Annotated in this window: 21 protein-coding genes; 7 read left to right on the top strand and 14 right to left on the bottom strand. The window is 54.7% G+C overall.

Going from position 1 to position 24,880, the window contains the following annotated elements:
* Positions 1-6: 6 nt before the first annotated feature.
* From FIV00_RS02715 to FIV00_RS02685, 7 genes are all read right to left on the bottom strand, one after another.
* Positions 7-1,896, bottom strand: coding sequence for a bifunctional sugar phosphate isomerase/epimerase/4-hydroxyphenylpyruvate dioxygenase family protein (locus FIV00_RS02715; RefSeq protein WP_152499378.1), 1,890 nt, complete (start codon positions 1,894-1,896; stop codon positions 7-9).
* The gene (locus tag FIV00_RS02710) at positions 1,893-2,120 is read right to left on the bottom strand and encodes a hypothetical protein (protein WP_152499377.1); all 228 of its coding nucleotides are present in this window, start codon (positions 2,118-2,120) and stop codon (positions 1,893-1,895) included. Before FIV00_RS02710 ends, FIV00_RS02715 begins: the two co-directional genes overlap by 4 nt.
* Complete coding sequence (locus FIV00_RS02705; protein WP_152499376.1) at positions 2,117-2,977, bottom strand: shikimate dehydrogenase; 861 nt, start codon at positions 2,975-2,977, stop codon at positions 2,117-2,119. The genes FIV00_RS02710 and FIV00_RS02705 overlap by 4 nt, the downstream gene beginning before the upstream one ends.
* Positions 2,974-4,269 (bottom strand): TRAP transporter large permease, encoded by a 1,296-nt coding sequence (locus FIV00_RS02700; RefSeq protein WP_152499375.1) that lies wholly within the window; start codon positions 4,267-4,269, stop codon positions 2,974-2,976. The genes FIV00_RS02705 and FIV00_RS02700 overlap by 4 nt, the downstream gene beginning before the upstream one ends.
* Positions 4,266-4,826, bottom strand: a complete 561-nt coding sequence (locus FIV00_RS02695) for a TRAP transporter small permease (RefSeq protein WP_152499374.1) — start codon at positions 4,824-4,826, stop codon at positions 4,266-4,268. Before FIV00_RS02695 ends, FIV00_RS02700 begins: the two co-directional genes overlap by 4 nt.
* A 34-nt stretch (positions 4,827-4,860) precedes the next feature.
* Positions 4,861-5,871, bottom strand: a complete 1,011-nt coding sequence (locus tag FIV00_RS02690; protein WP_152499373.1) for a sialic acid TRAP transporter substrate-binding protein SiaP — start codon at positions 5,869-5,871, stop codon at positions 4,861-4,863.
* Positions 5,872-5,968: 97 nt separating this feature from the next.
* The gene (locus FIV00_RS02685) at positions 5,969-7,042 is read right to left on the bottom strand and encodes a Gfo/Idh/MocA family protein (protein ID WP_152499372.1); all 1,074 of its coding nucleotides are present in this window, start codon (positions 7,040-7,042) and stop codon (positions 5,969-5,971) included.
* Between the two features lie 184 nt (positions 7,043-7,226).
* Between FIV00_RS02685 and FIV00_RS02680 the strand changes: the two genes are divergently transcribed.
* Complete coding sequence (locus tag FIV00_RS02680; protein ID WP_152499371.1) at positions 7,227-7,901, top strand: GntR family transcriptional regulator; 675 nt, start codon at positions 7,227-7,229, stop codon at positions 7,899-7,901.
* A 36-nt stretch (positions 7,902-7,937) separates the two neighbouring features.
* Here the strand turns inward: FIV00_RS02680 and FIV00_RS02675 are convergent, their stop codons facing one another.
* On the bottom strand, positions 7,938-8,201 hold the full coding sequence (locus tag FIV00_RS02675) for a GFA family protein (protein ID WP_247649328.1): 264 nt from the start codon (positions 8,199-8,201) through the stop codon (positions 7,938-7,940).
* A 224-nt stretch (positions 8,202-8,425) separates the two neighbouring features.
* Between FIV00_RS02675 and FIV00_RS02670 the strand changes: the two genes are divergently transcribed.
* A complete protein-coding gene (locus tag FIV00_RS02670; RefSeq protein ID WP_152499370.1) occupies positions 8,426-9,154 on the top strand; it encodes a YafY family protein in 729 nt (242 codons plus the stop codon).
* A gap of 44 nt (positions 9,155-9,198) precedes the next feature.
* Here FIV00_RS02670 and FIV00_RS02665 read toward each other — a convergent pair whose 3' ends face one another.
* A complete protein-coding gene (locus tag FIV00_RS02665; protein ID WP_152499369.1) occupies positions 9,199-10,806 on the bottom strand; it encodes a GMC family oxidoreductase in 1,608 nt (535 codons plus the stop codon).
* Positions 10,807-10,970: 164 nt separating this feature from the next.
* Between FIV00_RS02665 and FIV00_RS02660 the strand changes: the two genes are divergently transcribed.
* The 4 genes from FIV00_RS02660 to ftsY all read left to right on the top strand — a co-directional run bounded on the left by FIV00_RS02660 (position 10,971) and on the right by ftsY (position 15,482).
* Positions 10,971-11,867, top strand: coding sequence for a neutral zinc metallopeptidase (locus tag FIV00_RS02660; protein WP_152499368.1), 897 nt, complete (start codon positions 10,971-10,973; stop codon positions 11,865-11,867).
* Between the two features lie 150 nt (positions 11,868-12,017).
* Positions 12,018-12,929, top strand: coding sequence for a diaminopimelate epimerase (gene dapF / locus FIV00_RS02655; RefSeq protein WP_152499367.1), 912 nt, complete (start codon positions 12,018-12,020; stop codon positions 12,927-12,929).
* Complete coding sequence (mtaB, locus tag FIV00_RS02650; protein ID WP_152499366.1) at positions 12,926-14,194, top strand: tRNA (N(6)-L-threonylcarbamoyladenosine(37)-C(2))-methylthiotransferase MtaB; 1,269 nt, start codon at positions 12,926-12,928, stop codon at positions 14,192-14,194. Before dapF ends, mtaB begins: the two co-directional genes overlap by 4 nt.
* A 28-nt stretch (positions 14,195-14,222) precedes the next feature.
* Complete coding sequence (ftsY, locus tag FIV00_RS02645) at positions 14,223-15,482, top strand: signal recognition particle-docking protein FtsY (protein ID WP_152499365.1); 1,260 nt, start codon at positions 14,223-14,225, stop codon at positions 15,480-15,482.
* A gap of 85 nt (positions 15,483-15,567) precedes the next feature.
* Here the strand turns inward: ftsY and FIV00_RS02640 are convergent, their stop codons facing one another.
* The 5 genes from FIV00_RS02640 to FIV00_RS02620 all read right to left on the bottom strand — a co-directional run bounded on the left by FIV00_RS02640 (position 15,568) and on the right by FIV00_RS02620 (position 23,528).
* Positions 15,568-18,324, bottom strand: coding sequence for an autotransporter domain-containing protein (locus tag FIV00_RS02640; protein WP_152499364.1), 2,757 nt, complete (start codon positions 18,322-18,324; stop codon positions 15,568-15,570).
* A gap of 415 nt (positions 18,325-18,739) precedes the next feature.
* Positions 18,740-19,702 carry a hypothetical protein gene (locus FIV00_RS02635; protein ID WP_152499363.1) on the bottom strand — a complete coding sequence of 321 codons (963 nt, stop codon included), beginning with the start codon at positions 19,700-19,702 and terminating at the stop codon, positions 18,740-18,742.
* Positions 19,703-19,710: 8 nt separating this feature from the next.
* Complete coding sequence (locus FIV00_RS02630) at positions 19,711-21,372, bottom strand: iron ABC transporter permease (RefSeq protein WP_152499362.1); 1,662 nt, start codon at positions 21,370-21,372, stop codon at positions 19,711-19,713.
* Positions 21,369-22,463, bottom strand: coding sequence for an ABC transporter ATP-binding protein (locus FIV00_RS02625; protein WP_152499361.1), 1,095 nt, complete (start codon positions 22,461-22,463; stop codon positions 21,369-21,371). Before FIV00_RS02625 ends, FIV00_RS02630 begins: the two co-directional genes overlap by 4 nt.
* Before the next feature lie 81 nt (positions 22,464-22,544).
* Positions 22,545-23,528 carry an extracellular solute-binding protein gene (locus FIV00_RS02620; RefSeq protein WP_152499360.1) on the bottom strand — a complete coding sequence of 328 codons (984 nt, stop codon included), beginning with the start codon at positions 23,526-23,528 and terminating at the stop codon, positions 22,545-22,547.
* A 189-nt stretch (positions 23,529-23,717) separates the two neighbouring features.
* Here FIV00_RS02620 and FIV00_RS02615 point away from each other — a divergent pair, with 189 nt between their 5' ends.
* Positions 23,718-24,851 (top strand): ROK family transcriptional regulator, encoded by a 1,134-nt coding sequence (locus FIV00_RS02615; RefSeq protein ID WP_209006787.1) that lies wholly within the window; start codon positions 23,718-23,720, stop codon positions 24,849-24,851.
* The last annotated feature ends 29 nt before the right edge of the window (positions 24,852-24,880 follow it).

Genomic DNA, 24,880 nt, shown 5'->3' with positions numbered 1-24,880 from the left:
CGGCTTCTACGTGGCAGGCATGCCTTTGGCGAGCCCGGCTCGTTTTTGAGCGGCGATGCGAAACGGTGCATTTGGTGCACCAAAGCCCGAATATGCGGCATCCCGTTGCACGATTTCGATAAACAGGCCACCGGCGGTCTGACGCGAATAGAACTGAAAGAACGGTGCACCGTTTTCCTCGTCGTAAAGGATGTTTGCAGCTCTCAGCCGCTCCAACAGATCATCTGGAAAATCGAACCTAGCAGCCAGGTCGGCATAATAGTTGCCGGGTATTGGCAAAATTTCAAAACCGTTGGACGACAGAGCTTCAGCGGCATCAAAAACGTCTTCAGTTGAAAAGGCCAGATGTTGAACGGCAGCGCCGAAGTGTTTCGCAGCAAAGGAGCCGGCGAGCGTCCGATGGGTTTCAGCGCCGTTCAAAGTGATTTTCGTCTTGCGGTCTTCGCTTTCAATTGCCTGGCTTCGCACCAGCCCATCCGGGTCGACCACGTCGATCATGGGCAGTTTTTTCATTTGAAACAACGACGTGAAGAACAGCGACCAGCTAAGCATGTCCTGATAATTCATCGTTTGAGCAATGTGATCGAATGCTTTCAAAGGACCTTCTGTAGCAGCAGCGGTCGGTTTACCTTCAAACTCCTGGTGCCAGACCTCCGCCAAGCCGCTTTCAGCATCGATAAAATGAAAGACTGAACCGCCAAGGCCTCGGATAGCCGGTATGTCCAGTTCGCCAGGGCCCAGAGGCTGCGCAAAAGGCTTTGCACCAAGTGTGCGGGCACGCCGAAGGGCATCGCCGGCTGAGTTCACACGCAAGCCTATATCGCAGACCGAAAGACCTTTGGCGCTCCAGACGGCCCCGGCATGTCCTGCTGTTTCAGAATTGACCACAATTCTAATGTTTCCCTGCTGCCATAGAGCGATAGCCTTGTTCCGGTGAATGCCAACCCGGCTGAACCCCAACTGCATGAGCAGATCGGACAGGAAGGTGAACTCGTCTCCGCGCGCCGCAAATTCGATGAACTCGATACCCTCCACAACAACACGTTCTGGAAGATCAGGCAGGTCGATTGATGCTTCCGGCTCGACGCGCCGCACATCGTCCATCAAAGCCATCAGCGATCTGTAACCATCCAATGCAACAGTCGATGGGTTGCCGCCCCGAAACTGATCATTGAAAATCTCAAGGCTCACCGGGCCGTCATAGCCGGTGGCAGCAACCGCCTGCATGAAATGTTTCACATCAAGATCGCCCTCACCCGGCATGTTGCGAAAGTGACGGGACCAGTAGAGCAGGTCCATCTCGATTGCTGGGGCATCGGCAACCTGAACAAAGAAGATGCGATCGCCGGGAATTGACCGAATGGACTCCGGGCTCAGTTTCCTTCCCAACGTATGAAAACTGTCCAGGATCAGACCGGTATTGGGATGATTTGCGCGGCGAACGATTTCCCAGGCATCGCGGTGGTCATTCACATGACGTCCCCACGCAAGAGCTTCATAGCCGACACGCAGGCCACGTTCAGCTGCTCTTTGGCCAAGTTCTCTCAAATCATCGGCAGCACGGTCTATCCCACCAAGGGAAGCCGGATGGACGGAAGAGCAGATCAGCACGAGGTCTGTCCCCAGTTCCTGCATCACATCGAACTTGCGTTCCATGCGGTCGAAAGCTTTGCTGCGCAATGGTTCCGGCAAGCATTCAAAGTCCCGGAATGGTTGAAACAGCGTTATTTCCAGACCAAAGTCGCGAACCATGTTCCCAACGTCTCTCGGCGTGCCGTCATGGGCAATGAAATCCTGTTCGAAGATCTCCACACCGTAGAAACCGGCGCTGGAAATCGCCTTCAGTTTCTCAACCAGATTGCCCGAGATGGACACAGTTGCAATCGACGCCTTCATGGTCGCACTCCAACGTGATTGCAGGCTGACCCGCAACGAACCGATGCCCTCTGAAGAGCACGCGAGCGCACAGTTGCCGTCACGAAATGAACCCCCGTGGCTTTCTCATCAAAGGTCAGATAGTGCAGCCAGCGGGGTGGAATGGATCTCTTGTCCCACCACGCGGCAATTGCAACTGCGAACTCGAAGACCAGCCTGAACTGAGCGTTGCCAGGTACCTTCATGCTTCTGCCTCCAAGTCTTGGTCGGCCAGCAATGAGGCAAATACCGATCCCATTCGCGAAGTATCCGGTCGGCAATCTGTCAGGAGCCTAAAAGCGTGAACGGCCTGATTGAGTGCCATTGCGCCGCCATCCAGAACCTGACGACCCTGTTGGCGCGCAGCGCAAACAAGGTCGGTCTTCAATGGGCGGTAAACGATGTCGGCAACCCAGGCCGTGGGACTGAATGAAGAAAGGTCGAAAGGCAATCCTGGATAGGAATACATGCCAACCGGCGTCGCGTTGACGACGCCGCGGTAACGTTGGAAATCAACATCTTCTGGAGTTACGGCACTGGTATCGGCGTCTGGTCGCGCTTCTTTCAACTGAGCAACCAGACACTCCGCTCGTTCTTTGTCCGTATCGACGAGCTGAAGTGCCAAAACCTTTTCATCGATCAGGGCCAGTGCAGTTGCCGCGCCTGCACCTCCGGCACCAAATTGCACGATCCTCTGACCGCGCAGGGGAAGCGAACTGTTCCTCATAGCTTCTCTGAACCCGGAATAGTCCGTAGAATGGCCAATACGGTGCCCATCCCGGAACAAGATCGTGTTCACAGTTTTGATGTGCGCGGCGGCACCTTCCAGCCGGTCGACGAGCTGGCAGGCATGAACCTTGAAGGGATGGGTAATGTTCAGTCCGGCAAAGCTGCGTTTTTCGGCGTGGTCCAGGATCTCGGACAAGGACACGCCCTTCCAACGGCCGGACGAAGTGTCGAAACGCTCATAACGATAGTCGATTTCCTGCGCGCGCCCTTCTCGCTCGTGCAGCTCAGGGGTCAAAGATGGGCCTATTCCGGATCCGACCAGCCCGGCTCTCATCCCACGTACCCAAACAAACGTGGCAGGAACAAAACAATATCCGGAAAGACGATCAGCACCAGCAGAGCAAGCACCAGGACGCCGAGAAACGGCCAGATTTCCCTGATGATCTCTCGGAGCGGGATCCCGGTTACCGCGTTGATGACAAAGAGCAGAATGCCGTAAGGCGGCGTGATCAGACCGATCATGGAATTCACGACGACCAAAACGCCAAAATGCACCAGGTCTATGCCAAGCGCCTTGCATGTCGGAATGAACAGAGGAACGATCACAAGAATGATAGTTGTCGCGTCCAGGACGCATCCGAGCAAAAGCACCAGCAGATTGACCAGAAGCAGGAACACAAGCGGATGAACGTCAACGCCGGTCAGAAAGTCCGACATCATGCCGGGAATGTTTTCCGAAACCACGATGAAGTTCAGGATCAGCGCTCCGCCAATAACAATACCGACAGCTGCTGACGAGCGCGCACTCTCCACGAAAATGCGGTAGAGCGAATGGAACGTGAGCGCACGGTAAAAAAGAGCAGCCAGCAAAAGCGCATAAAAAGCCGCCACAGCAGCAGCTTCCGTGGGCGTGGTAACGCCTCCATAGATACCGTAAAGCAATATGGCCGGCATGAGCAGCGCAGGAAATGCATTGGCTGTGCGGCGCGGCAATTCGCGCAACGGAACCGGCTTCTCAAGTGCAAAACCTCTTTTGGCCGACAGATAGGAATTCATTCCCATCAGGACGGCCCCCATCACAAGTCCCGGCAATATGCCCGCGAGAAACAGGGCACCTATCGACGCGTTGGAGACAAGTGCGTAAAGCACCATCGGGATCGACGGCGGTATGATGGGCCCGATTGTTGCGGAAGCTGCCGTGATTGCGGCAGCATATCCCCGGCTGTACCGGCCTTCCTTGGTCATCATCTCGATGATGATTTTTCCGATGCCCGCAGCGTCTGCGACCGCCGATCCCGACATTCCGGAAAAAATGAGCGATGCCACTACGTTGACATGCCCAAGCCCGCCGCGAAATCGGCCGACGGCAGCGACGCAGAAATTCAGCAATCGCTCTGAAATCGTGCCGGCATTCATGATGTTGGCCGCAACGATGAACAACGGGACAGCCAGGAGCACAAAGCTCTTATAGAGGCCTTGAAGGATCTTCTCGCCGGTCAGAGCGATATCCAGCCCTCCAACGGCCAAATAAACGGTCGATGCGAGAATGATCGCGTAGCCGATCGGGGTCCCGATGCCCGCCAGAAAAAACAGGGTCAGGAGGCAGAGGGCAAGCTCGAGCGTCATACGGCTTCGTCTCCTTCCTGAATGGCAGGAAGGTCATGATCATGGCCCGGCAGTTCGTGATCGTTGTCCGGCGGCCCAAAGCGAAGAACATCGATGAACCGCCAGGCATATCTGGCCGCGACCACGATCATGAACAGTGCATAGATCGAAAAGATTGTCCGCATCGGGATCTTGTCACCCGTAAAAGGGTTTCTGACCGTCGTCGTCTTCCGGATTTTCATCCAGTCGATGTAGTCCCAGGTCGGCAGGAACGACCAGGCAAGACCGACAACAATGGCGGCTGCTGAGAGCAGGGCCAATACACGCCGCAGTCTGGTCGGAGCCGCGAGATACAAGATATCGAATGTCACGTGATCTCGTTCACGAACCAGAAACGCGTTCCCGAAAAAGACAATCCAGACCCAGAGAATAAGACAGAGTTCAAGGGTCCAACCGAACGGTGCATGCAGCACGTAACGGGAAAAGATTTGCAAGAGAAACGTCAGAAACATCGCCGCCAGCATTGTGGCGGCGATGAACTCGGTGCCATGGGTGAACAATCTGGTAAACTGCCGCACCGCTGTCCCCCAATTGGTTCAAACGCAGTTGCGCTCAGTTTCCAAGTGCGTTGATTTTTTCCAGCACGCCTTCCGGCCAGCTTGCGGCGAATTCGCTGCCGACATATTGAGCCTGGACATGGTCGCGGAACGCAGCCAGGTCCGGCTCGTAGATCTCAACACCTTGCTCGGTGATGAAACTGGCAAGGCTGTCTTCCAGTTCAAGCTGCTTCTTGCGGCCGCTTTCTGCAGCTGCATCGGCTGCCTTTTGAACCACCTCCTGCTGTTCAGGCGTCAGGCTGTCCCAGACGGCCTTTGAAAAGGCGATGTAATTCAGGTCAACCAGATGCGAAGTCAGCACAATCTGATTTGTGACCTCGTAGAACTTTGCATCCACAACGGTCGGCAAAGGATTGTCCTGACCATCGACAGCACCGGTCGACAGAGCCGTATAGACTTCGGCAAACGACATGGGCGTTGGAGAAGCGCCCAGCGCTGATCCCAGAAACTGCCATGCATCCGTCCCTGGCATGCGCAGGTTCACGCCAGCAAGGTCTGCTGGTGTTTTGACGGTGAGCTCGTCCTTGGTCTGACGCAGGTTCACGTGCCGTCGGCCCAGATACATGACGGAGAGCAGTTTAACGCCGAGTTCATCCTCGACCTTCTTTTTGAAAGGATCCATCAGTGGATCGTTGAAGACCCGCACCTGATGTTCGGCATCCTGATGCACATATCCTGTGGCAAAAATCGAAAACTCCGGGAAAAACTGAGCCAGCTCCTGGGCGGAGGCAATCGACATCTCGAGATTGCCGCGACTGATCGCTTCCAATTCCGTACCTTGCGCAAACAGGGTCGCGTTGTATCCCGGCTGGTAGTCTGCAAAGTCCTTGACCATGGGTGCAAAGACTTCTGCCATCGCCACAGACCGCTGGTCGGTTTCAGAACCGGCCGTCGCAAGACGCAGCGTAATGCGATCAGATGCAGCACTGCTTCCCATCGCTCCCGCCATCAGTCCGACGGCAAGTGATGCCGCAACAACGGCTCGTCTTGTGTATTTCAATGTCATCTCTTCCTCCCTGCGACGATTGCTTCGTCTTTCAGCACCAAGGATCTTGCTTGGTTTTCCAAATTATTCAATATGTTTTGAATAATATCTGATATTTTTAACTCGCCAACTCAACGCTTACCTGGTCCGACTTCAGCGCTACGGTTTTATCGTTTTCTGCAGAGTATTGAATCGCCTCAATGACTTGCAGAGACTTCAAGCCCTCTTCTCCTGCAACCAGTGGCTGGGCACCGTGCGCGATGACGTCCGCGAAGTTCTTGATCTGGTTCACCAACGGGTCGGTGGCGTCGCGCGTCAACGCTGTCGCCGACAAAGGCGACCACCAGTCGGGGTCACGTCCGGGGTAGTGCCAAAGCCGAAGGTCGGGAATGGACAATGACCCTCTGGATCCGCCGATGAGGTAACTGCTTTCCGAAGTCGGCGGATAAATCGGGTATTCGCGTGACGTCAGTTCCCAACTCCAGGGAGCGACGATACCGTCGGATACCGAGACAGTGCCAATTGCGCCGTTTTCAAGTTCCAACAAGGCACTTGCGACGTCTTCATTTTCAAAACCTCGTGCAGAGGGACTGGCGACAGCACGCACTGTGCGGATTTCACCGCACAGATACCTGATGAGGTCAATGTCATGCACGAGGTTGACGGCGATGGGGCCGGCACCGTTTTTCTTTCGCCACTCCGCTGTTTCGAAATAGTGATCCGGCTTGTAGAACCAGCATGTCGCCTGAACGGCGCGTATCTGGCCCAGATCTCCTGTTTCTATCGTTTTTTTGGCTCTTTCGATTAGCGGATTGTGTCGCCTGTGATGTCCCACCAGCAGCGGAACAGTCTTTTTGTTCGCGTGTTGCACTAGCACGCGTGCATCATCGGAGGTCGTCGCGATCGGCTTTTCAACAAGGACGGGACAACCGTAATCAATGCAGGTCATGGCCTGGGGCACATGCAGGCTGTTGGGGGTAGCCAGGATCATGCCATCGGCATGACTGCGCGCAAAAAACTCCTCTATGTTGTTGAAACAGGGTAGTCCCTGGTCTGCGGCAGCCTTTTGACCCGCCTCTCCCGGCTCGATCACGGCAACGAGGTCAACGCCCGACGTTGTCGCAATGGCGTCACCATGCCGTCGACCAACCAGCCCAAATCCTGCAATCGCCAACCGGACGTTGCGGTCCATTTGTCCTCCCCAGTCCCGCTTTTGGAGCAAGGTCTCTGCTTGCTTGGGGCAAAGCTTAGGACAAAAACTATCGACTTGGCAATAATATCTGATATTTTTATTTTTGAATGATTTTATTTGAAATTGAAGACAGGCGAAACAAGTGGTAAATGCCTGACAATTCGGAGGGTCAGGGTGAAATGCGATGAGTGAAACGGCAAACACTGTCGGATCAACCACGTATCAGCGTATCAAGCGTGACATCATTTTCGGCGCATTGAAGCCGGGTGCGAAACTCAAACTCGATGCGTTGAAGGCGGTCTACAAGACGAGTCTGTCAACACTGCGTGAAACGCTTAACAGGCTTGCCAGCGAAGGTTTCGTTGAAGCCCCGGCTCAGAGGGGTTTCCTGGTTAAACCGGTCTCCGTGACCGATTTGAAGGAAATCACTCATTTGCGTGTCTTGCTTGAGTGCCACGCCTTGGAACTGTCGCTTGAAAACGGCGACACTGATTGGGAAGGAAACCTGGTCTCCGCGCATCACAAGCTGCATCTTATGGAACAGAAGATGCTTGACGGTGACACCTCAAAAAAAGAGATCTGGAAGAGATACGACTGGGAATTCCATCTCGCCATGATCCAGGCCTGCAATTCCGAAAACCTACTTGCCTTGCATTCCATACTCTATGACAAGTACCTGCGATATCAGATGATCGTCCTGACAAATCGCGGCGAAGCGGCGGTCCAGGAACATCGTGACATGTTTGAAGCCGCGATTGCACGCGATGCTGAAAAAGCAAAATCCTTGCTGACACAGCATATCGAAAATGGGCTGGAACACACACTCGCTGCTATGGACCGAGGTGAACTGGTCGCCTGATGTATGCAACTCGATCTCTTTAAACGCCGATAGGCACTAGGCTTTTTCGTCTTGAGGCCCTGGTGCCCATTCTGGTTTTTCAGCGACGAATTCGTGAAATGAAGTGCGAATGCCGGGATCATCATCAAGGCAATGCGCGTTGATGGGGAACGTATCATCCTTGGAGAGCGGTTCTCCCAAGGATGTTCCGCAAGACCGGCAATAAGACCGGACATATTTGTAGGGCGGCTCTGGTTCGACGGTTTGAATGTCGTCCGCACCGCTGACAAGCCTGAACTGCTCGCGTTTTACAAACACCATAGTCGAAGTCCCCAGTTTACGGCATCTTGAGCAGTGGCATTTGCCCATCATGGTCGGCCGTTCATCAATGACGAATTGAACGGCGCCACAACAACAGCTTCCCTTGAGTTCCATAGCAATTGCCTTCTGACATTGAAGCTATGCCAAGACTTAACATCCGGCTGCTGCCAACGTATTGTCAGCATCATGTCAGCATGTCAGACATTGTTTGAAGGGACATCGCGATGAGGCGCGGGGACCGTTTGTTCGAACTGATCGAAGTGCTCAGGCGGTCACGGCATCCCATCTCCGCTGAGGTCATCGGAGAACAACTCGAGGTCTCGAAAAGAACCGTATATCGCGATATTGCTGCGCTGATGGCGCAAAACGTCCCGATCCGCGGCGAAGCCGGGATTGGTTATGTGCTCGAACCCGGGTTTCACATGCCGCCTCTTATGCTGACCCTGGACGAGATTGAGGCCGCTGTTCTGGGAGCTCAATGGGTCGCCACGCGTGGAGAGCCTGAACTGGCAAATGCTGCTGCCAATCTCATATCCAAACTTGAGGCAATAGCGCCCTCAGGTTCTGAAACGTTTTTTGACGCGCCCTCGACCAATGTTGCGCCTGTCGAACCACCCAAGGAAGGCCTGGATTCATCCAGAATTCGGGCAGCGATCCGCAATCGCAACAAGATCTGGATCTCCTATCGCGATGACAAGGGCTCAACATCCGAACGAACCATCTGGCCATTGCTACTCGGCTATCGGGACGCCGGCCGGATCATTGCCTCGTGGTGCGAGCTCAGGTCGGCATTCCGATACTTTCGAACAGAGCGGATCAACGCCGCGAATGTGCTGCGGGACAGGATCCCCCAGCGTATGGATTTGCTGAGAGCAGAGTGGCAGAAAGCAATGGCTTCCGAGCGGGAAAAATATATGGCCCCAAAAGCCGTCACGAGACACGAAGACCCCTGAAGGGAACGATCAAAATTCTTCGTGGCTCAGACGCGTAAAATGTCTCAAGAACGGATCATATCGGCCGCTTTTTCGGCGATCATGATCACCGGTGATGCAGTATTGCCAGAGACGATTTTCGGCATGATCGACGCGTCAATCACGCGCAATCCCTCAAGACCGCGCACCCGAAGCTGCGGATCAACGACACTCGCCTCGTCGCTGCCCATCCGGCAGGTTCCCACCGGGTGAAATATCGTCGTTCCGATATCACCTATCTTTTCCAGCAATGTTGCATCATCGGCGACTTCGGGACCGGGAAGAATTTCTTGCGGCTGGTAGGTTTCCAGTGCCTTTGCAGTCATGATCTGACGCGCCTGACGCACGGATTTCAAGGCAACGTCCTTGTCTCTTTGGCTCGATAGATAATTGAGCCGGATATCTGGCTGGTCGGCGAGTTCTTTGCTTCTGACATGAACGGAGCCGACACTTTCAGGTCTGAGATTGCAGACCGACATTGTGATCGCCGGGAAGGGATGAAGCGGATCTCCCAATTTGTCCGTCGAAAGCGGCTGCACGTGATACTCAAGATCGGGAGTATCCAGAGCCGGATCCGACTTTGTAAACATGCCGAACTGGCTGGGCGCCATGGACATCGGACCCGATTGTGTGAGTGCGTATTGCAACGCAATTTTTGCCTTGCCGAACAGGCTGTTCGCAAGCGTATTCAACGTTTTGACGTTCTTGACCTTGTAGACCGTCCGGATTTGCAAATGGTCCTGAAGGTTTTCACCAATGCCGGTCCGCTCGTGAAGAACGTCAATCCCCTGGTCTTTCAAGACCCGTCCCGAGCCGATCCCGGATAGCTCCATGATCTTGGGCGAGTTGATCGCACCTGCGGCAAGCAGAACCTCGCGTTCTGCAACAGCCTCTAGAGAACGTCCTTTGTGTTGAAACCGGACGCCTTTGACCCGTTTGCCATCAAGTATGAGGCTCTTTGTTTCGGCGTGTGTAATCAGCCTCAGATTTGGGCGTTTCAAAGCCGGCTTCAAAAACCCTCGCGCAGTGTTCCAACGCACGCCGTTCTTCTGATTCACTTCAAAGAAACCACTGCCCTCATTGTTGCCGTCATTGAAATCGCTGCGTGGTTCGATGCCGAATTCCCGAGCGCCTGTTTGCACGGCATGAAGGATGTCCCAACTGACCCGCTGCTTGGATACCTTCCACTCACCGCCCGCCCCATGCAGCCCGGTGGAACCAGCATGATGGTCCTCCGATTTCAGGAAATACGGTAGAACGTCCTCCCAGGACCAGCCGACGTTTCCCAGCTGCCGCCAGTGGTCATAGTCGGCAGCCTGGCCGCGCATGTAGATCATGCCGTTTACCGAGGAACATCCGCCAAGAACCTTGCCGCGCGGGTAGACGAGGCTGCGGCCGTTCAGTCCGGGCTCGGCGGCCGTCTTCATCATCCAGTCTGTGCGCGGGTTGCCGATGCAGTAAAGATATCCCACCGGGATCTGGACCCAATGGTAACTGTCCGATCCGCCGGCTTCCAGAAGGAGAACCCGAACCGACGGATCTTCGCTCAGACGGTTTGCAAGCACACATCCGGCCGTCCCGGCACCAATGATGATATAGTCATATGTTCCATCAAGCGGCTCCGACCGGGTCATTGAACTTCCATTTATCTGTTGCAGGCATTGACGATCTGACCGCCACTTTAGAGTGGATCATCTTTCCGGCCACCGAAAAAGCTGTCATTCGGACTAATGCATGACAACCACATGGATCGATCTGGTATATCGGGAGCGGATACTCAGACAAGGTATGACGTGCCATGCGATGGAAAGGCCGACGCGGCAGCAGCAACATTGATGACAGACGTGGTCGCAGCGGCCGGCGGCGGGCAAGATCGACCGGTGTACGCAGAATGCGAACCGGTGGTGGCTTGGGTGTCACCGGCATACTTGTCGTGGTCGGAATTGCCTGGTTGATGGGCATCAATCCGCTCACACTTCTGTCGCAGCTGGATGGTGGCGGAGGATTCGAAACACCGTCTTACCAGAGCCAGGCACCGAGCAGGCCTGCGGACGGCGAAACTGCTCAATTTGTTTCAGTCGTGCTCGCCGACACGGAGGAAACCTGGGGACGTATATTTGAAGGTCATGGTGGCAGCTATCCTGAACCGACCCTTGTTCTGTTCTCCGGTTCCGTCTCGTCGGCATGTGGATTTGCAAGCGCTGCAACGGGACCGTTTTACTGCAGCGCGGATGACAAGCTCTATATCGACCTTTCCTTTTATCAACGCTTGGCCAACCAGCTGAACGCACCTGGAGACTTCGCTCAGGCCTATGTCCTTGCCCATGAAGTCGGCCATCATATTCAGAACGTACTGGGCGTATTGCCGGAATTCCACAAGGTTCGCAAAACCTTGAGCAAGGCGGAAGGCAATGCGTTGTCGGTGCGGGTTGAACTTCAGGCTGACTGTTATGCGGGCATCTGGGCTCACTTTGCTGCCAGGCAGCGCGGTTTCGTCGAAGATGGTGACATCGAGGAAGCGTTGAACGCGGCCAGCCGCATTGGTGACGACACGCTGCAACGGCAGGCCCAAGGATATGTGGTGCCAGAAAGTTTCAACCACGGAACCTCGGCACAGCGTGTCCGCTGGTTTCGCAAAGGCTTTCAATCCGGCCAGCTTGAAGTTTGCGACACCTTCAGCGCGCAGCACCTCTGACACCAGCGACACGAAGGCCGGCCGGCCAAATGCATAGCTGCTTCCAGAGGCGTGCCACTGGTAATTTACGGTGTTTTCAGCCATATAAGAGCAACTGTCTGACGGAAACGTCAGGCGTAACCCCACTCAAACCTTCGAAGTGCACTCGGTATGGCGTCTGAAACCAGACCCTTTTTGAAGATGAATGGCCTTGGCAATGATTTCGTGGTCTGGGACGCACGGGTAGATCCCTTGCGCTTGTCCCCGGAAGTCGTCGCACGTCTTGGCGACCGGGAAACCGGTATTGGCTTCGATCAGATGATCACCGTTGAGCGGTCCTCATTTGGCGTTGATGCATTCATGCGCATTCACAATCAGAACGGTGGCGAGGTGTCCGCCTGCGGCAACGCCACACGCTGCATTGGCCGTCTTCTCATGGAAGAAGCCGGCAAGGACCTGGTAACGATCGAGACGGCGGCCGGGCTGCTGCATGCCTTTGATGCCGAGGGTCCGCGTACCGTTACAGTCGACATGGGGAAACCGCGCTTTGAGTGGGATCAGATCCCGCTTGCCGAGGAATTTGCCGACACGCGCGCGATTGAGCTGCAGATCGGACCGATCGACGATCCGGTCCTGCACACACCGGCAGCTGTCAGCATGGGCAATCCGCATGCGATCTTCTGGGTCGACGATGTTGAAGGATATGAGTTGGAGCGGTTCGGCCCTTTGCTCGAGCAACATCCGATTTTCCCCGAAGGCGCCAACATCTCGCTGGCTCACATTTTTGATGAAGATCACATCCGGGTAAAAGTCTGGGAACGCGGTGTTGGATTAACGCTCGCGTGCGGCACAGCGGCTTGCGCTGTCGGGGTTGCCGCCGCACGCGATGGCAAGACCGGTCGCAAAACCACCATTCATCTTCCCGGTGGACCGATCGGCATTGAATGGCGGGAGAGCGACGAACACGTCCTCATGACCGGCCTGACCGAAGTGGAATTCGAAGGTGAAGTCGATTTTGAAACACTCACCTGGCGCAAGACTGGAGCCGGCGACGCTTCGACGGAGGCGGAGGCGGCCTCATGAGCATTGACGTCGTGACTTTTGGTTGCCGCCTCAATTCCTACGAGTCGGAAGTGATGAAACGTGAGGCGGAGGCTGCTGGCCTCAAAGACGCGATTCTGATCAACACGTGCGCTGTCACGAACGAAGCTGTACGGCAGGCACGGCAGGCCGTTCGAAAGGCCAAGCGTGATAACCCGAACGCCCGCGTGATTGTTACCGGATGCGCCGCGCAGACCGAAACCGAAACCTTCTCCGAAATGGAGGAAGTGGATCTTGTCCTCGGCAATACGGAAAAGCTGGAACGCAAATCCTATCAAGACGTTGCCGCGTTCGGTATTTCAGGTTCCGAGCGGGTACGCGTCAACGACATCATGAGTGTCGAAGAAACGGCGGGCCACCTGATCGACGGCCTTACAGGCCGCGCGCGCGCCTTTGTTCAGGTCCAGAACGGATGCGACCACCGGTGCACGTTTTGTATTATTCCCTATGGCCGCGGCAATTCACGCTCCGTGCCGATGGGCGTCGTGATTGATCAGATCAAGCGCCTCGTATCGAATGGCTACAACGAGATTGTCCTGACCGGTGTCGATATCACCTCCTATGGCGCAGACTTGCCGGGCACTCCGAAACTCGGCACGCTGACGGCCAAGATCCTGAAAATGGTGCCCGCTCTCAAACGCCTGCGTCTGTCGTCCATTGACAGCATCGAGGCCGACGAGGATCTGATGCGGGTGATCGGTGAAGACGAACGGCTGATGCCGCATTTTCACCTGTCGCTGCAGGCAGGCGACGACATGATCTTGAAACGGATGAAACGGCGCCACCTTCGCGAAGACACCATCCGCTTTTGTGAGGAAGTCAGGCATGTGCGGCCGGATGTGGTTTTCGGTGCAGACATCATTGCCGGGTTTCCAACAGAAACCGAGGCAATGTTCGAAAACTCGCTGAAAATCGTCGACGAATGCGGCTTGACGCATCTTCACGTTTTCCCGTTTTCACCACGTCCTGGAACGCCCGCGGCCCGCATGCCGCAATTGCCGCGCAATATTGTCAAGGAACGGGGCGCGCGCTTGCGCGCCAAAGGTGCCGACGCCCTGATCACACATCTGACTTCAGAGGTCGGCAAGACCAGGCCCGTCCTTGTCGAGAAGGAAGGGCTTGGCCGCACCGAGCAATTCACTCAGGTGGAACTGGCAGGTGGTATAGCGGGAGAGATTGTCGAAACCAGAATAATCGGTCATACCGGTCGACATCTTCTGGGCGAAGCCCTTTCCAAAGCGGCATAAGCAGCGACAGCAGTTTTAAGGCGGTTTCATGAGCGAGAAAAAGCGCGGATTTCTTGGACGGCTGTTCGGCGGCAAGGAGCCTTCTGAAGACCAGGCCGAAGCCTCGGCTGAGACACCCGTTGCAGACCCCCTCTCCGATGCAACAAGCGAAGTTGACCCGACTGTTGACGTCGAGATGGAAGTCCAGCCAGTCGCAGCCTTGAATGTGCCGCCACAACCCATGCCCCTGGATGCTGCTCAGAACCTCGGGCGGACAATGTCCTCGGTCCCATCCTCAACACCGTCGATGCAGGATATACTGCCGACGGATGTTTCGCTTGATGCTGAGTCCGATCCTGAGATCGCACCGCCAACACCATCGGAAGAACCGAAGCTATCCTGGTTCCAGCGTCTCAAAAGCGGTCTTTCACGTTCGTCCTCTTCGCTGACCGAAGGCATTGCCTCCATCTTCACCAAGCGCAAGTTGGACGCCTCCATGCTGGAGGAACTTGAAGACATTCTGATCCAGGCGGACCTTGGCGTTGATACCGCAATGGCAATCACCGACCGGTTGTCTGATGGACGTTACAACAAGGAAATTTCGCCTGAGGAAGTCAGGGCCATCCTCTCTGAAGAAGTGGAGAAGGTACTGGAACCCGTCGCCAAACCGCTTGACCTTGAAACTGGAAAATCGCCTCACGTTGTTCTGATGGTTGGTGTCAATGGCACCGGTAAGACAACCACGATCGGCAAACTGTCACAGCAACTGAGAGCGGGCGGCAAGAAAGTCATTCTGGCTGCAGGAGACACGTTTCGGGCTGCCGCTGTTGAGCAGTTGAAAATCTGGGGTCAGCGCACCGGCGCTGAAGTCGTGGCCCGCGACACCGGTGCCGATGCAGCAGGTCTGGCCTTCGACGCCATGCAGGAAGCGAAAGAAAAGCAGGCAGACGTTCTTTTAATCGACACCGCAGGACGTCTTCAGAACAAGGCGGAACTGATGGATGAGCTTGAAAAGGTCATCCGCGTCATCAAGAAACACGATCCGGACGCGCCGCACACGGTTCTGCTCACACTGGATGCCACCACCGGTCAGAACGCGCTCAATCAAGTTGAAATCTTCGGTAAAGTCGCCGGAGTGACGGGCCTTGTCATGACCAAACTGGATGGAACGGCACGCGGTGGAATTCTTGTGGCCATTGCGGCAAAATACGGCATGCCTGTACATTTCATCGGTGTTGGCGAGGGTGTCGCCGATCTGGAACCATTCTCCGCCAAAGACTTCGCCAGCGCCATTGCCGGACTGGCATAAGGGTTACGTGTGAGTGCTGGTCCAGAACGTTGTGTTCACGCATCGTGTTTGCGTCGGAACGGAGCTGGTTTCCGTCTCATAATCTTTAGAAAGCCAAGCTGCCTTTGAGCAGGAACCCGTGTTGCTGCGTATCTGAGGACAGTGCCCCTTCATACGAGAGTTTCAGGGCCGCGCCATTTTCAAACAGGGCTGTCGCGCCTACGGAAAAATCGGCAAACACATTTCCGAAATCCGACGAATTGGTGAACGAACCGACGCCCGCAGGAGCATTTAGAAAATCGGCAGACAAGCTGCTGTCATCGTCTGGATAGAAGCTGACACCGGCACGTACGAAAGGCCTTAGGACGCCTCCCTCAGACAGGACGATCTCATTCCCCAACTCCACTGAGGGCGTGATGGAATAGTACGTGTCGGAACTGCCGGAAACACTCAGATTGGCCGCCCCTCCACCGCGTTCCGTTACACTGCCTCGATGAAGATATGTGAAACCGAGGTCGAGCTGCGGTTTGGCGAACCAGGTCCCGTGTTCAAACAAATACGCAGCCCGTATCTTTCCTGCGACGTGGGAAACCCTGTGTCCGGACGTGGCGACCAAGTTGAGCCCACCGAAATTGATGGTTCGGTCTGTATCATAGTCGTCAATTCCACCGCTTATCGCAGTCGACAACAAGAGCGGACCGTTCTGGTATTTGACAGAAACGCCGGCGCTGAAGCGATTGCTCGTGCTATCCGCATTGGAATCTGTGCTCAGTGAAGCACTTTCGTATCCAAGCCCGACTCCCGCGAACCAGTTGGGTGCAAAAGACACCTGGGCACCACCGGCAATGCCGCCTGCATTCTCGTCATAGCCGATTGACTGGCCATCATTGTCTTGCCGGGTAAATCGACCCCGGGGCTGGACCCAAACGCATTGGCCCTGGTTGATGGCGCTCAGACCCACTCCTGCCACGTCGCAGGAAAACAAGAGGTTTGAAAAGTTGTTTGCCGCGAAAAGAGAAGCCGTTTGGGTGCTTAGGAAAACTTCCGCCGAAAGCTGATCGAGCGCGTCCTCATAAGCACTGGTGCTCGATACGTTGTTCAACAGGGCATTCAGGATAGGTTGCAGACCGCCCTGTCCCGCATCGAAAGCGGCATTCAGTCGATTGCCTATGCTGCGCTGATTTTCGTTGCCGGCTCCGGCCGAAAAATCGATTGAAGTGGTCAGGACGACATCGTTGGCGTTTGGAAATGAAAGGCCTGCCTGAAATGCCGGACTGACTTCGGCAAGACTGACACCGGAGTTCGTTGTTCCACCGGTCGCAGACAGTATTGTTACAGAAACAGCGTCTCTCGATTGGTTTATTACATGCGGAGAAATCGATCCATCGAGTGTCGCCGTTCCAGACACATTGAGACGATCAGCAGAACCTGCAGTCGTATCGACTGTTATTGTCATGGTACCGGCGCTGGTTTGAATAAGGTTCCCGGTGATAGTGGTCGTGCCAACGGTCGATTCCCCACCAGGTGACAGGTTACCGGCATTGGTCAGGGTGTTGCCAGAACCCAGCGTAACAGTCGACCCGGAATTGAATGTTCCTCCCGACTGGTTGTTGAAGCTGTTGGTTCCCGCACCAAGGGTCACATTGCCAGTGATTGTGCCGGTATTGTTGACCGTGTCGTCGCCATCCTGGCCGGAAACGGCAAGGCCTGATTGCGCAGAAAGTGTCGCCGCGTTGTTGAGCGTGCTTGAAACACCAGACACACTTTCCAGCGAAACCCCGCTGCCAGAACCGGTTCCCCCTTGAACTGTCCCACTGTTCAAGTTGACAGTGCTCGAACCCGAAGAACCTATGATGGACTGAACCCCATGGCCCGTCGACGCCGTAATGTCGCCGGTGGAATTGACGACGACCGTTCCCCTTTCAGCTTCCGCTGTGATGCCATCTTCCTCAGCGGTGATATTGCCGACCGAGGTCACGCTGGTTGTTCCAGTCGTGCCTACAAGTTGACTTGTTTCAGCTTCGATACCGTCTTCGGTGCTTGAGACAATGTTCCCCGTTGAGTTCACGGTAACATTGAGCCTTGCCGAGGCCTCGATGCCCTCGTCTTCCGCCGTAATGTTTCCCGTAGATGTAACCGTCGCCTGCTCGCCTGAACCGGCCGTGGCATCAATGCCAATGTCCGTGCGGGCGGTGATATTTCCGGTTGACGTTACAAAAACACTGCCGCTGTTGCGGTTGAACGCGTTGATACCGTCATTGTCCGCATCAATGTTGCCTTTGGACGTGACAGTGGTATCGCCCTCGCCTTCATGGCTCGCGTCGATGCCATTCCCGCTGCCCGCCGTGAGGTTGCCCGTCGACGTAACGCTGAGGGTACCCTCGCCGAAATGGTCCGTGTTTATGCCATCCCGATCTCCGGTAACGTTGCCATTGGACGTAACGCTGATGTCTCCATCGACCCGGGCACTGAAGGTGCCGAGCCGGGCATCAATACCGTTCGCTCCGCCCGTTGCCGTAATTGAGAACGATCCGGTATCGCTATTGATTGTGATGTCTTGGGCAACGGAACTCTCAAACTCGATGCCGTCCACACCCGAAGCAGGCGCAATATCCTGGGTGACATTTTCAACTGTTAAAGACGTCAGAGGAGAATTGGCATCAATGCCGCTGGAAACGTCGCCGGTACAAGTTGCGCTTGTGCCTGAAACGGTACACGGTCCGGAACTTGGCGGCACTACGGTTTGAGACAGGACTGTTTTTGGCTCACCAACCAGCGTCAAACTGAAAGTAGCTGTCGCCAAAAGCAGGTTGCGTGATAATGTCGGCCCGTTGCATGTCGACTTCATTGGACGCCGCATCATGCTGCTTCCTCCAGTCTTAGTGGCAGCAGATATTGTATGTTTCACCTGCTGCTTACACGACTAGGAATATTTGCCGATACATGCGACCAGATGACAAGATGAACTTGCTGAATTCGCTCAACTGTCAACATGGAATTCGCAATTACACCGTCTTGTCTAAAAATGCTTAACGGGCGGTTAACATCTTAGTCACCGTCGCCTTTCGAACGAGCCAAGGCTTCTCTCGGCCAAATACTTCAATCTGCTATCGTGTTGTTGACGCTTTTCCCTGCATTCCTGCAGGCGGGTCATCCGCACACGAAATCAGAAGGGCTGAACGAAACTGCGCCGATCGGGCAGTCTTCAAAGCCTGCCTCAACTAGTCGGAGTGTCACCTCTGGCTCCCGCTCCGGGTGTACTGTTCAGCAGGCGCACCTCAACCAACATTGCAGTCTGCAATAACGACAGTTCTGTCGTCGAAAAATTCCGATTTTGTGCCACCTTTGACGGTCGCAAGATCACAAATTCGATGAAAGTCCAGCTCTTCCGCCCGTTCAAATTCCTCTTCCCAAGCGGCAATTGTCGGTATGGAAGGCAAGGTCGCATAGCCATCGCTGAAGACTTCAATAGTGTGAATTTCAGATTTGGGAATTCGTTCGTCTATCCAGTCGCCAAGTTTTGGGCTGCCGTTCGCCAGCACGTCGTAACAGAGCGCACTTCCTTCAACATTGGCAAACATGCCCTGCTTACAGATTCCGGACTTCAAGAAATCGCGCACCGCATCAGCTTCTGCAGCAAGATCCAGTGAGCGGATTGTGTCATGTATAATCTCGTCAGCTGCCGTTTCTGACAGGACGCCATCTCTAACGGCCGCTGACAAACCCAGGAAAATTCCACGGCGAGCGGTCAATTCTGTTGTCTCAGGATCAGATCCACCGTCTCTCAGGTGTTTGAACAGCGCCACTCGAGCATGTGTTGCGACATCATCGATCAGTTTTGAGTGCCTCAATATGGTATCCGCGTTGAGACGGATTCCACTGTCGCCAAGACAAAAGAGCCTCCATTGGTCACCGCAATCAATCGCCAGCGACAGCGTCGTCGCAGGCAACTGAGGCAGGTCGAACGGTTCCAGTTTCTCCGCATACATTTCGCAAATCCGGTCCACGAGCTGCCTTGCCGGCAGCTCTCTATTCTTGCGGTCTAAGAACAGCTCTGAAACCACCTCTGCTGCGGTGAGTGCGGCCAACCGGGCTGCGGGAACTCCGGCGATAACGTTGCCGCGAACATCCGTTGCCCCATCGAAGACGCCAAGACAGACACCGGGCAACACAAGCGGAACATCGTCTCCGGGACGATCATTGTCGCGGTATTTGCAGCGTGAAAATACTTCAATATTCATGGAAAACCTTAGAGAAACGCGGAGTCACGGTTTTCAGTGAACCGGAAGACTGCGTAAACACAGACGCCGGTGCTGAGCAGCAGGATGGTGGACAAAGCAGCAGCAATGCCGAATTCGCCGTCAAGAACAGCCACATAGACCTGAACAGGCATCGTAATCGTCCCTGAATCGTAGATGATCAGGGTGGATGAAAGCTCGTTGATAGCTGTGATGAAACTCATAAGTGAGCCGACGATGATACCTGGAAGAATGAGCGGCACAGTCACTTTCATGAACGCGCCGAGCGGGGTTGCTCCCAAATTGACGGCCGCTTCTTCCAGAGAAGGTTTTATTTGCCGCAAGCTGGACGTCGTGGACCGAACACCGTAGGGAAGCCGGCGGATGAAATAGATCATGATCAGCAAGGTGGCGGCACTGAATACGTCAGGAAATCCATTGCGGAAGACGGTGACAAAGCCAATTGCCATGACGACGCCTGGCACGAGATAGGGAACCATCATCAGGAAATCGATTGACGCCGCCGCCCTGGTCTCCCGTCGCACGATGACGTAACTGATCAGACCGGATGCGATTGTAATGAAGACCACCGCAGTAATCGCGAACAAAAAGCTGTTCGTTATCGCCTCGGGGGCATCTCGCCAGATGCGTTGATAGCTCTCAAGACCAAAGCCACCAACAAAGACAGGGCCATTGGTTTTAAGGAACGACGTATAGACCACGACCGCTGATGGGATCATCGCCAGGATGACGATGCCATGGCTCAAGACATGAACAAGAGCGTTCTTCCAGCCTTTGAGCCTCACTGGCACGGGAAGGTTGGTCAGGGAACTTGCATAGCGCCGTTTGGATAGAATCCGGCGTTGAGCCAACAGGGCCAACATTGAAATTGCCATCATCAAGATTGAAACGGTCACCGCCATGGTTGGCGGGCCTCCGAGCTCAGACCGGTAAGCCGACAATGCAATGGTCGACAGGGTTCTAAATCCCCGCCCAAGTATGGCGGGTGTGCCAAAGTCCGCTATGGCCAGGACGAAGCAGATAATTGCTCCGGTGCTCACAGCCGGAAACACCAGGGGAAGCGTGATCTTGTAAAACCGCTGCCAGGGGCTGCAGCCGAGATTTTCCGCAGCGTCCTCAAGCGATTTGTTTACGGCGTTGAGCGCCGTCTGTGTCATCAAGAAAATGAACGGGAAGAACTTGAGAGAAAAAACCAGAATGATGCCATGAGCACCATAAATCGTGGGAACATCCAGCCCGAAATTGCCAAAAAAGTTGGTAACGACGCCGTTGGATCCCAGGATCATGATCCAGGCATAGGCGCCTATGAACGGCGGAGACACCAGCACCAGGATGGCAAGCGTCGAGATCAGTGCTTTGCCTTTGACGATGAACCTGGTGGTAAAGAACGCCAAGGGGACGCCGATCAGGCACGCGCCAATTGTTCCAAGGACACCTACGAACAGTGTATTTTTCAGGCCGTTGACGTAGTAGTTCCGCGTGAAAACCTCGATGAAATTGCCGAGCGTGAATTGCCCCGTATCCGGATCAATGAATCCCAGCAAAAGGACACGCAAAATTGGCAGGATAAGGAGAAGCGACAGCATCACGATGATCGCGATCGTGACGACTGTCCAGAAATCGAGTCTTTGACGCGACAGAGACAAATTCATCCGATCCGGCTCCCGAGAGCTTCTTTCTCAAAAAAAGAAAGGTTGTGGCGCTCAATGCGAAATTGCGCGTCACTGTCGAGTGGTAGATCAATTACGCTTGGATCTGATCGGCTTACGGACTTAAGGATCTCACCTTGCTCCGTAGTTCCAAAAACTTCCATTTCCCGGCCAATGAAACTTACCTCTTTGATACGGACCGGGATCGAAATTTCAGATTGATCGGTTGCGGACCCCTGTTTACCTGGAATGACGGTTATGTCTTCAGGTCGGATCGCACACACAACATCACCGGAATGCTGATTTGGCAGATCCAGCAGGATCTGTTCGCTCCCGCATTTCAGGGCAGCCTCGGCACCGGAGCGCTCGACATCGAGGAAATTGTTGGAGCCAACAAAGGACGCGACAAACCGATTGGCTGGCCGCAAATACACATCAAGCGGAGAAGCCGCCTGCTGAATGACGCCACCTTCCATGACACAAACAACATCTGAAAGCGCAAGGGCTTCTTCCTGATCATGTGTCACGTAGATTGTCGTGACACCTAGGTCCTGCTGAATGCGTCTGAGTTCCGCACGCAGATCGACCCTAAGTTTCGCGTCGAGGTTGGACAGCGGTTCATCCATCAAAAGCACTTTCGGCCGCACAACAATTGCACGAGCAAGGCCAACTCTCTGCTGCTGGCCACCAGACAGTTCATGAGGCATGCGGCCGGCAAATTTTCCGAGCTGAACGACCTCCATAACCTGATCAACCCGCTGCCGAATTTCGTTTGCCTCGATGCGTCTTTGCTTGAGGCCGAAAGCGATGTTGTCGCGGACGCTGAGATGGGGGAAAACCGCATAGTCCTGGAACACCATGGCCACATCCCTTTGGTGGGCAGGCAAATGCCCAATGGAGCGTCCATCCACTGATATGTCGCCAGCTGATTGGCTGTGAAATCCAGCAATCGTGCGTAACAACGTGGTCTTGCCGCAGCCGGATGGGCCCAGCAGGGTGTAAAATGTGCCGCTTGGAATGGAAACATTAATGTCCGAAAGCGCGACCACGCTGCCATACAGTTTTCGAAGCCCGGATATCTCAACTGACGCCATGATAAATTCCTAAAAATTTCGGAGTTTCGGCGCGTGCCTGGCGGCTTTGGCCCAGCCAAACCGCCAAGCACAGCACCTCAGTTATTGGACGTCAAGGAGAAGATCTTCCCATTGGGCAACGAGTTTCTTGCGGTTCTCGGCCGCCCATGCTCCGTCATAACCGACGGACGGCAATTCACTCACGGGCTGGAGCGCAGGGTTTGAGGCCACATCCGCGCGAACAGGGCGCCTTCCCTGCTGAGCGACCACTTCCTGAGCTTCTTTCGAAAGCATGAAGTCCAGGAATGCCTTACCGTTTTCAGCATTTGGTGCTCCGGCGACAAGCGTCATGGCATCCGGGACGATTGCAGTGCCTTCCGATGGGTAGACAATCTGAACGGGTCCACCACCCTCAACATAGCGCAACGCGGCGTCTTCCAACGTTACGCCGACAGCCAGTTCTCCGTCGTTGACAAACCGGGGAACTGCACCCGAGCTGTCAGAAAGCACAAAGTTCGAGAGTAGCCCTTTGTAGGTTTCCCAACCGGCTTCTTCAGTGTCATAAGCCTGCAAGACGGTTGCAAGCTGGATGTAGGCTGAACCAGATGCATTCGCCTTGGCCGACGAAACGACATCATCATATTTCGGATCAGACAATTCCGCCCAACTTGTCGGAACAGGCAAATCGCCGAGTTTGCCTTCATTCACGATGAAAGCCATGACAACAGCCGTAAACGGGCTCCAGAGTTCACTCGGCTTCATGCCTTCAGCAAGCGCATCCGTACCTTCAGCGTCATAAGACTGAAACAGTGCCGGGTTGAAGTCGACGACCGTTCCATCAACGCTCCAAAGCACATCCGCAACCGGGTTGTTCGCTTCTGCTGTCAGGCGGTTCAAAAGCTCTCCAGAGCCCGCCTTGATGATTTCAACTTCAGTTCCCGTTTTTTCCTCAAAGACAGGCACAAGCGCGTCAATGAAGTTCTGCGGTACTGCCGTATAAACGGTAACAGAGCCGTCGGCGAAGGCAGTAGAGGCTGCAACAGCCATGCTTGAAGACAGCATGGTGGCCAAAAGAAATTTCTTCATATTCTCCTCCATCTATTAGGCGTTTGTAACGCCTGATTGGCCCGCTTTTTCGGACCGGCAGGACCTGCAATTATTATATTGCATAATGCAAGCTAATAATTGATCTTGCGGAATGTCAAGGAGGTTTGAGACAACGTTGCTCTGGTTGAGCAGTCAAAATCGAAAAATGAAAGAGCGGTGACGATGTCAATGGGACTGGATTTGGGGTTCAATTCTCGGCGCATAATTGCGTGTGTCCGGACATCTGGACCGCAATCTCGTGCAGATCTGGCTCGCAAGCTCGGGGTCAACCCAGCGACTGTTACCCGTCTTACGACCGCGATGGTTGAAGGTGGCATTCTGTACGAGGAATCTGATCCAGGCCGTGAAGGCAAAAAGGGATTTCCCGCCAAGGTTCTCAAGATTGAACCGACAGGCCTTTATTCAGCTGGCGTTTATCTGGATCCTGATAAAATCCGGACATGTGTGATCAATGCTGCGGGCGATATTATTACCAATGACGAAATCGAGCCGGCTGATCTGACTTTCGAATCCATCATGACCGCGGCAGGAACACGTGTCCGACAGCAGATTGGCGACTGCGGATTGGACGATGGCCGCGTGGCCGGTTGCGGCGTCAGCTATCCTGGTCAGTACACGGAGAACCCTTCTCGTGTAAGGAGGATCCAGCAGTTCAAGGACTGGCCAAACATTAGTATCGAAAGGGATCTGGAGCCGTACTTCAACATGCCCGTCAAACATATGAACGATGCGAAGGCCGCCTGTTTGGCCGAGCTCTATCACGGGGTTTGCACGGATGTTGAGGACTTTTGCTACATTTGGCTGTCCTACGGGATTGGCGGCGGTGCAGTCGTACGCGGGAATCCCCATTTGGGAAGACTGAAGGGTGCAGCGGAGTGGGGAGGACTGTTTCCCAAAACAAAGCCTCGCCCCTCGGGACAAGACTTGTTCGATACCCTTGCTGCAGCGGGCAACCCGATTGAGAAACTGAGCGACATCGGCGACGAGCATCTCGGCTTGCCCATCGTTCACGACTGGCGCGAACGCGCGGCGCAACAAATTCAATGGCTCTGCCTGGTGATCGCAAGAACCTTCGATCCGGAAACCATCGTGGTGGGAGGAACAATGCATCCTGATATTCTGGATGGCTTCATCGACCACATGATGAAAGGAAACGGCCTGGGCGACGACTATGAATGGTCCCTGCCCAACATCGTTCGTGCATCACGCGATGACCTGCCGGAGCTGGGGGCCGCTGCGCTTCCTATTCATGATGTCACCAATCCGACGGCCTACGCGGGAAGAGCCAGTAAAGGCTGGTGAGGAAGCGATCTTGAATAGCAAGAAGCTTT

The sequence above is a fragment of the Labrenzia sp. THAF82 genome (genome assembly GCF_009363435.1).
Taxonomy (GTDB): Bacteria; Pseudomonadota; Alphaproteobacteria; order Rhizobiales; family Stappiaceae; genus Roseibium; species Roseibium porphyridii.
This window is presented reverse-complemented; position numbering and strand designations above follow the sequence as displayed.

Coding starts and splice junctions, on each gene's coding strand:
- FIV00_RS02700 (WP_152499375.1), bottom strand. CDS start 4,269: ATGACGCTCGAGCTTGCCCTCTGCCTCCTGACCCTGTTTTTTCTGGCG.
- FIV00_RS02690 (WP_152499373.1), bottom strand. CDS start 5,871: ATGACATTGAAATACACAAGACGAGCCGTTGTTGCGGCATCACTTGCC.
- FIV00_RS02670 (WP_152499370.1), top strand. CDS start 8,426: ATGAGGCGCGGGGACCGTTTGTTCGAACTGATCGAAGTGCTCAGGCGG.
- FIV00_RS02680 (WP_152499371.1), top strand. CDS start 7,227: ATGAGTGAAACGGCAAACACTGTCGGATCAACCACGTATCAGCGTATC.
- FIV00_RS02715 (WP_152499378.1), bottom strand. CDS start 1,896: ATGAAGGCGTCGATTGCAACTGTGTCCATCTCGGGCAATCTGGTTGAG.
- FIV00_RS02625 (WP_152499361.1), bottom strand. CDS start 22,463: ATGGCGTCAGTTGAGATATCCGGGCTTCGAAAACTGTATGGCAGCGTG.
- FIV00_RS02620 (WP_152499360.1), bottom strand. CDS start 23,528: ATGAAGAAATTTCTTTTGGCCACCATGCTGTCTTCAAGCATGGCTGTT.
- FIV00_RS02640 (WP_152499364.1), bottom strand. CDS start 18,324: ATGATGCGGCGTCCAATGAAGTCGACATGCAACGGGCCGACATTATCA.
- FIV00_RS02675 (WP_247649328.1), bottom strand. CDS start 8,201: ATGGTGTTTGTAAAACGCGAGCAGTTCAGGCTTGTCAGCGGTGCGGAC.
- FIV00_RS02665 (WP_152499369.1), bottom strand. CDS start 10,806: ATGACCCGGTCGGAGCCGCTTGATGGAACATATGACTATATCATCATT.
- FIV00_RS02685 (WP_152499372.1), bottom strand. CDS start 7,042: ATGGACCGCAACGTCCGGTTGGCGATTGCAGGATTTGGGCTGGTTGGT.
- FIV00_RS02635 (WP_152499363.1), bottom strand. CDS start 19,702: ATGAATATTGAAGTATTTTCACGCTGCAAATACCGCGACAATGATCGT.
- dapF (WP_152499367.1), top strand. CDS start 12,018: ATGGCGTCTGAAACCAGACCCTTTTTGAAGATGAATGGCCTTGGCAAT.
- mtaB (WP_152499366.1), top strand. CDS start 12,926: ATGAGCATTGACGTCGTGACTTTTGGTTGCCGCCTCAATTCCTACGAG.
- FIV00_RS02615 (WP_209006787.1), top strand. CDS start 23,718: ATGGGACTGGATTTGGGGTTCAATTCTCGGCGCATAATTGCGTGTGTC.
- FIV00_RS02630 (WP_152499362.1), bottom strand. CDS start 21,372: ATGAATTTGTCTCTGTCGCGTCAAAGACTCGATTTCTGGACAGTCGTC.
- ftsY (WP_152499365.1), top strand. CDS start 14,223: ATGAGCGAGAAAAAGCGCGGATTTCTTGGACGGCTGTTCGGCGGCAAG.
- FIV00_RS02710 (WP_152499377.1), bottom strand. CDS start 2,120: ATGAAGGTACCTGGCAACGCTCAGTTCAGGCTGGTCTTCGAGTTCGCA.
- FIV00_RS02660 (WP_152499368.1), top strand. CDS start 10,971: ATGCGATGGAAAGGCCGACGCGGCAGCAGCAACATTGATGACAGACGT.
- FIV00_RS02705 (WP_152499376.1), bottom strand. CDS start 2,977: ATGAGAGCCGGGCTGGTCGGATCCGGAATAGGCCCATCTTTGACCCCT.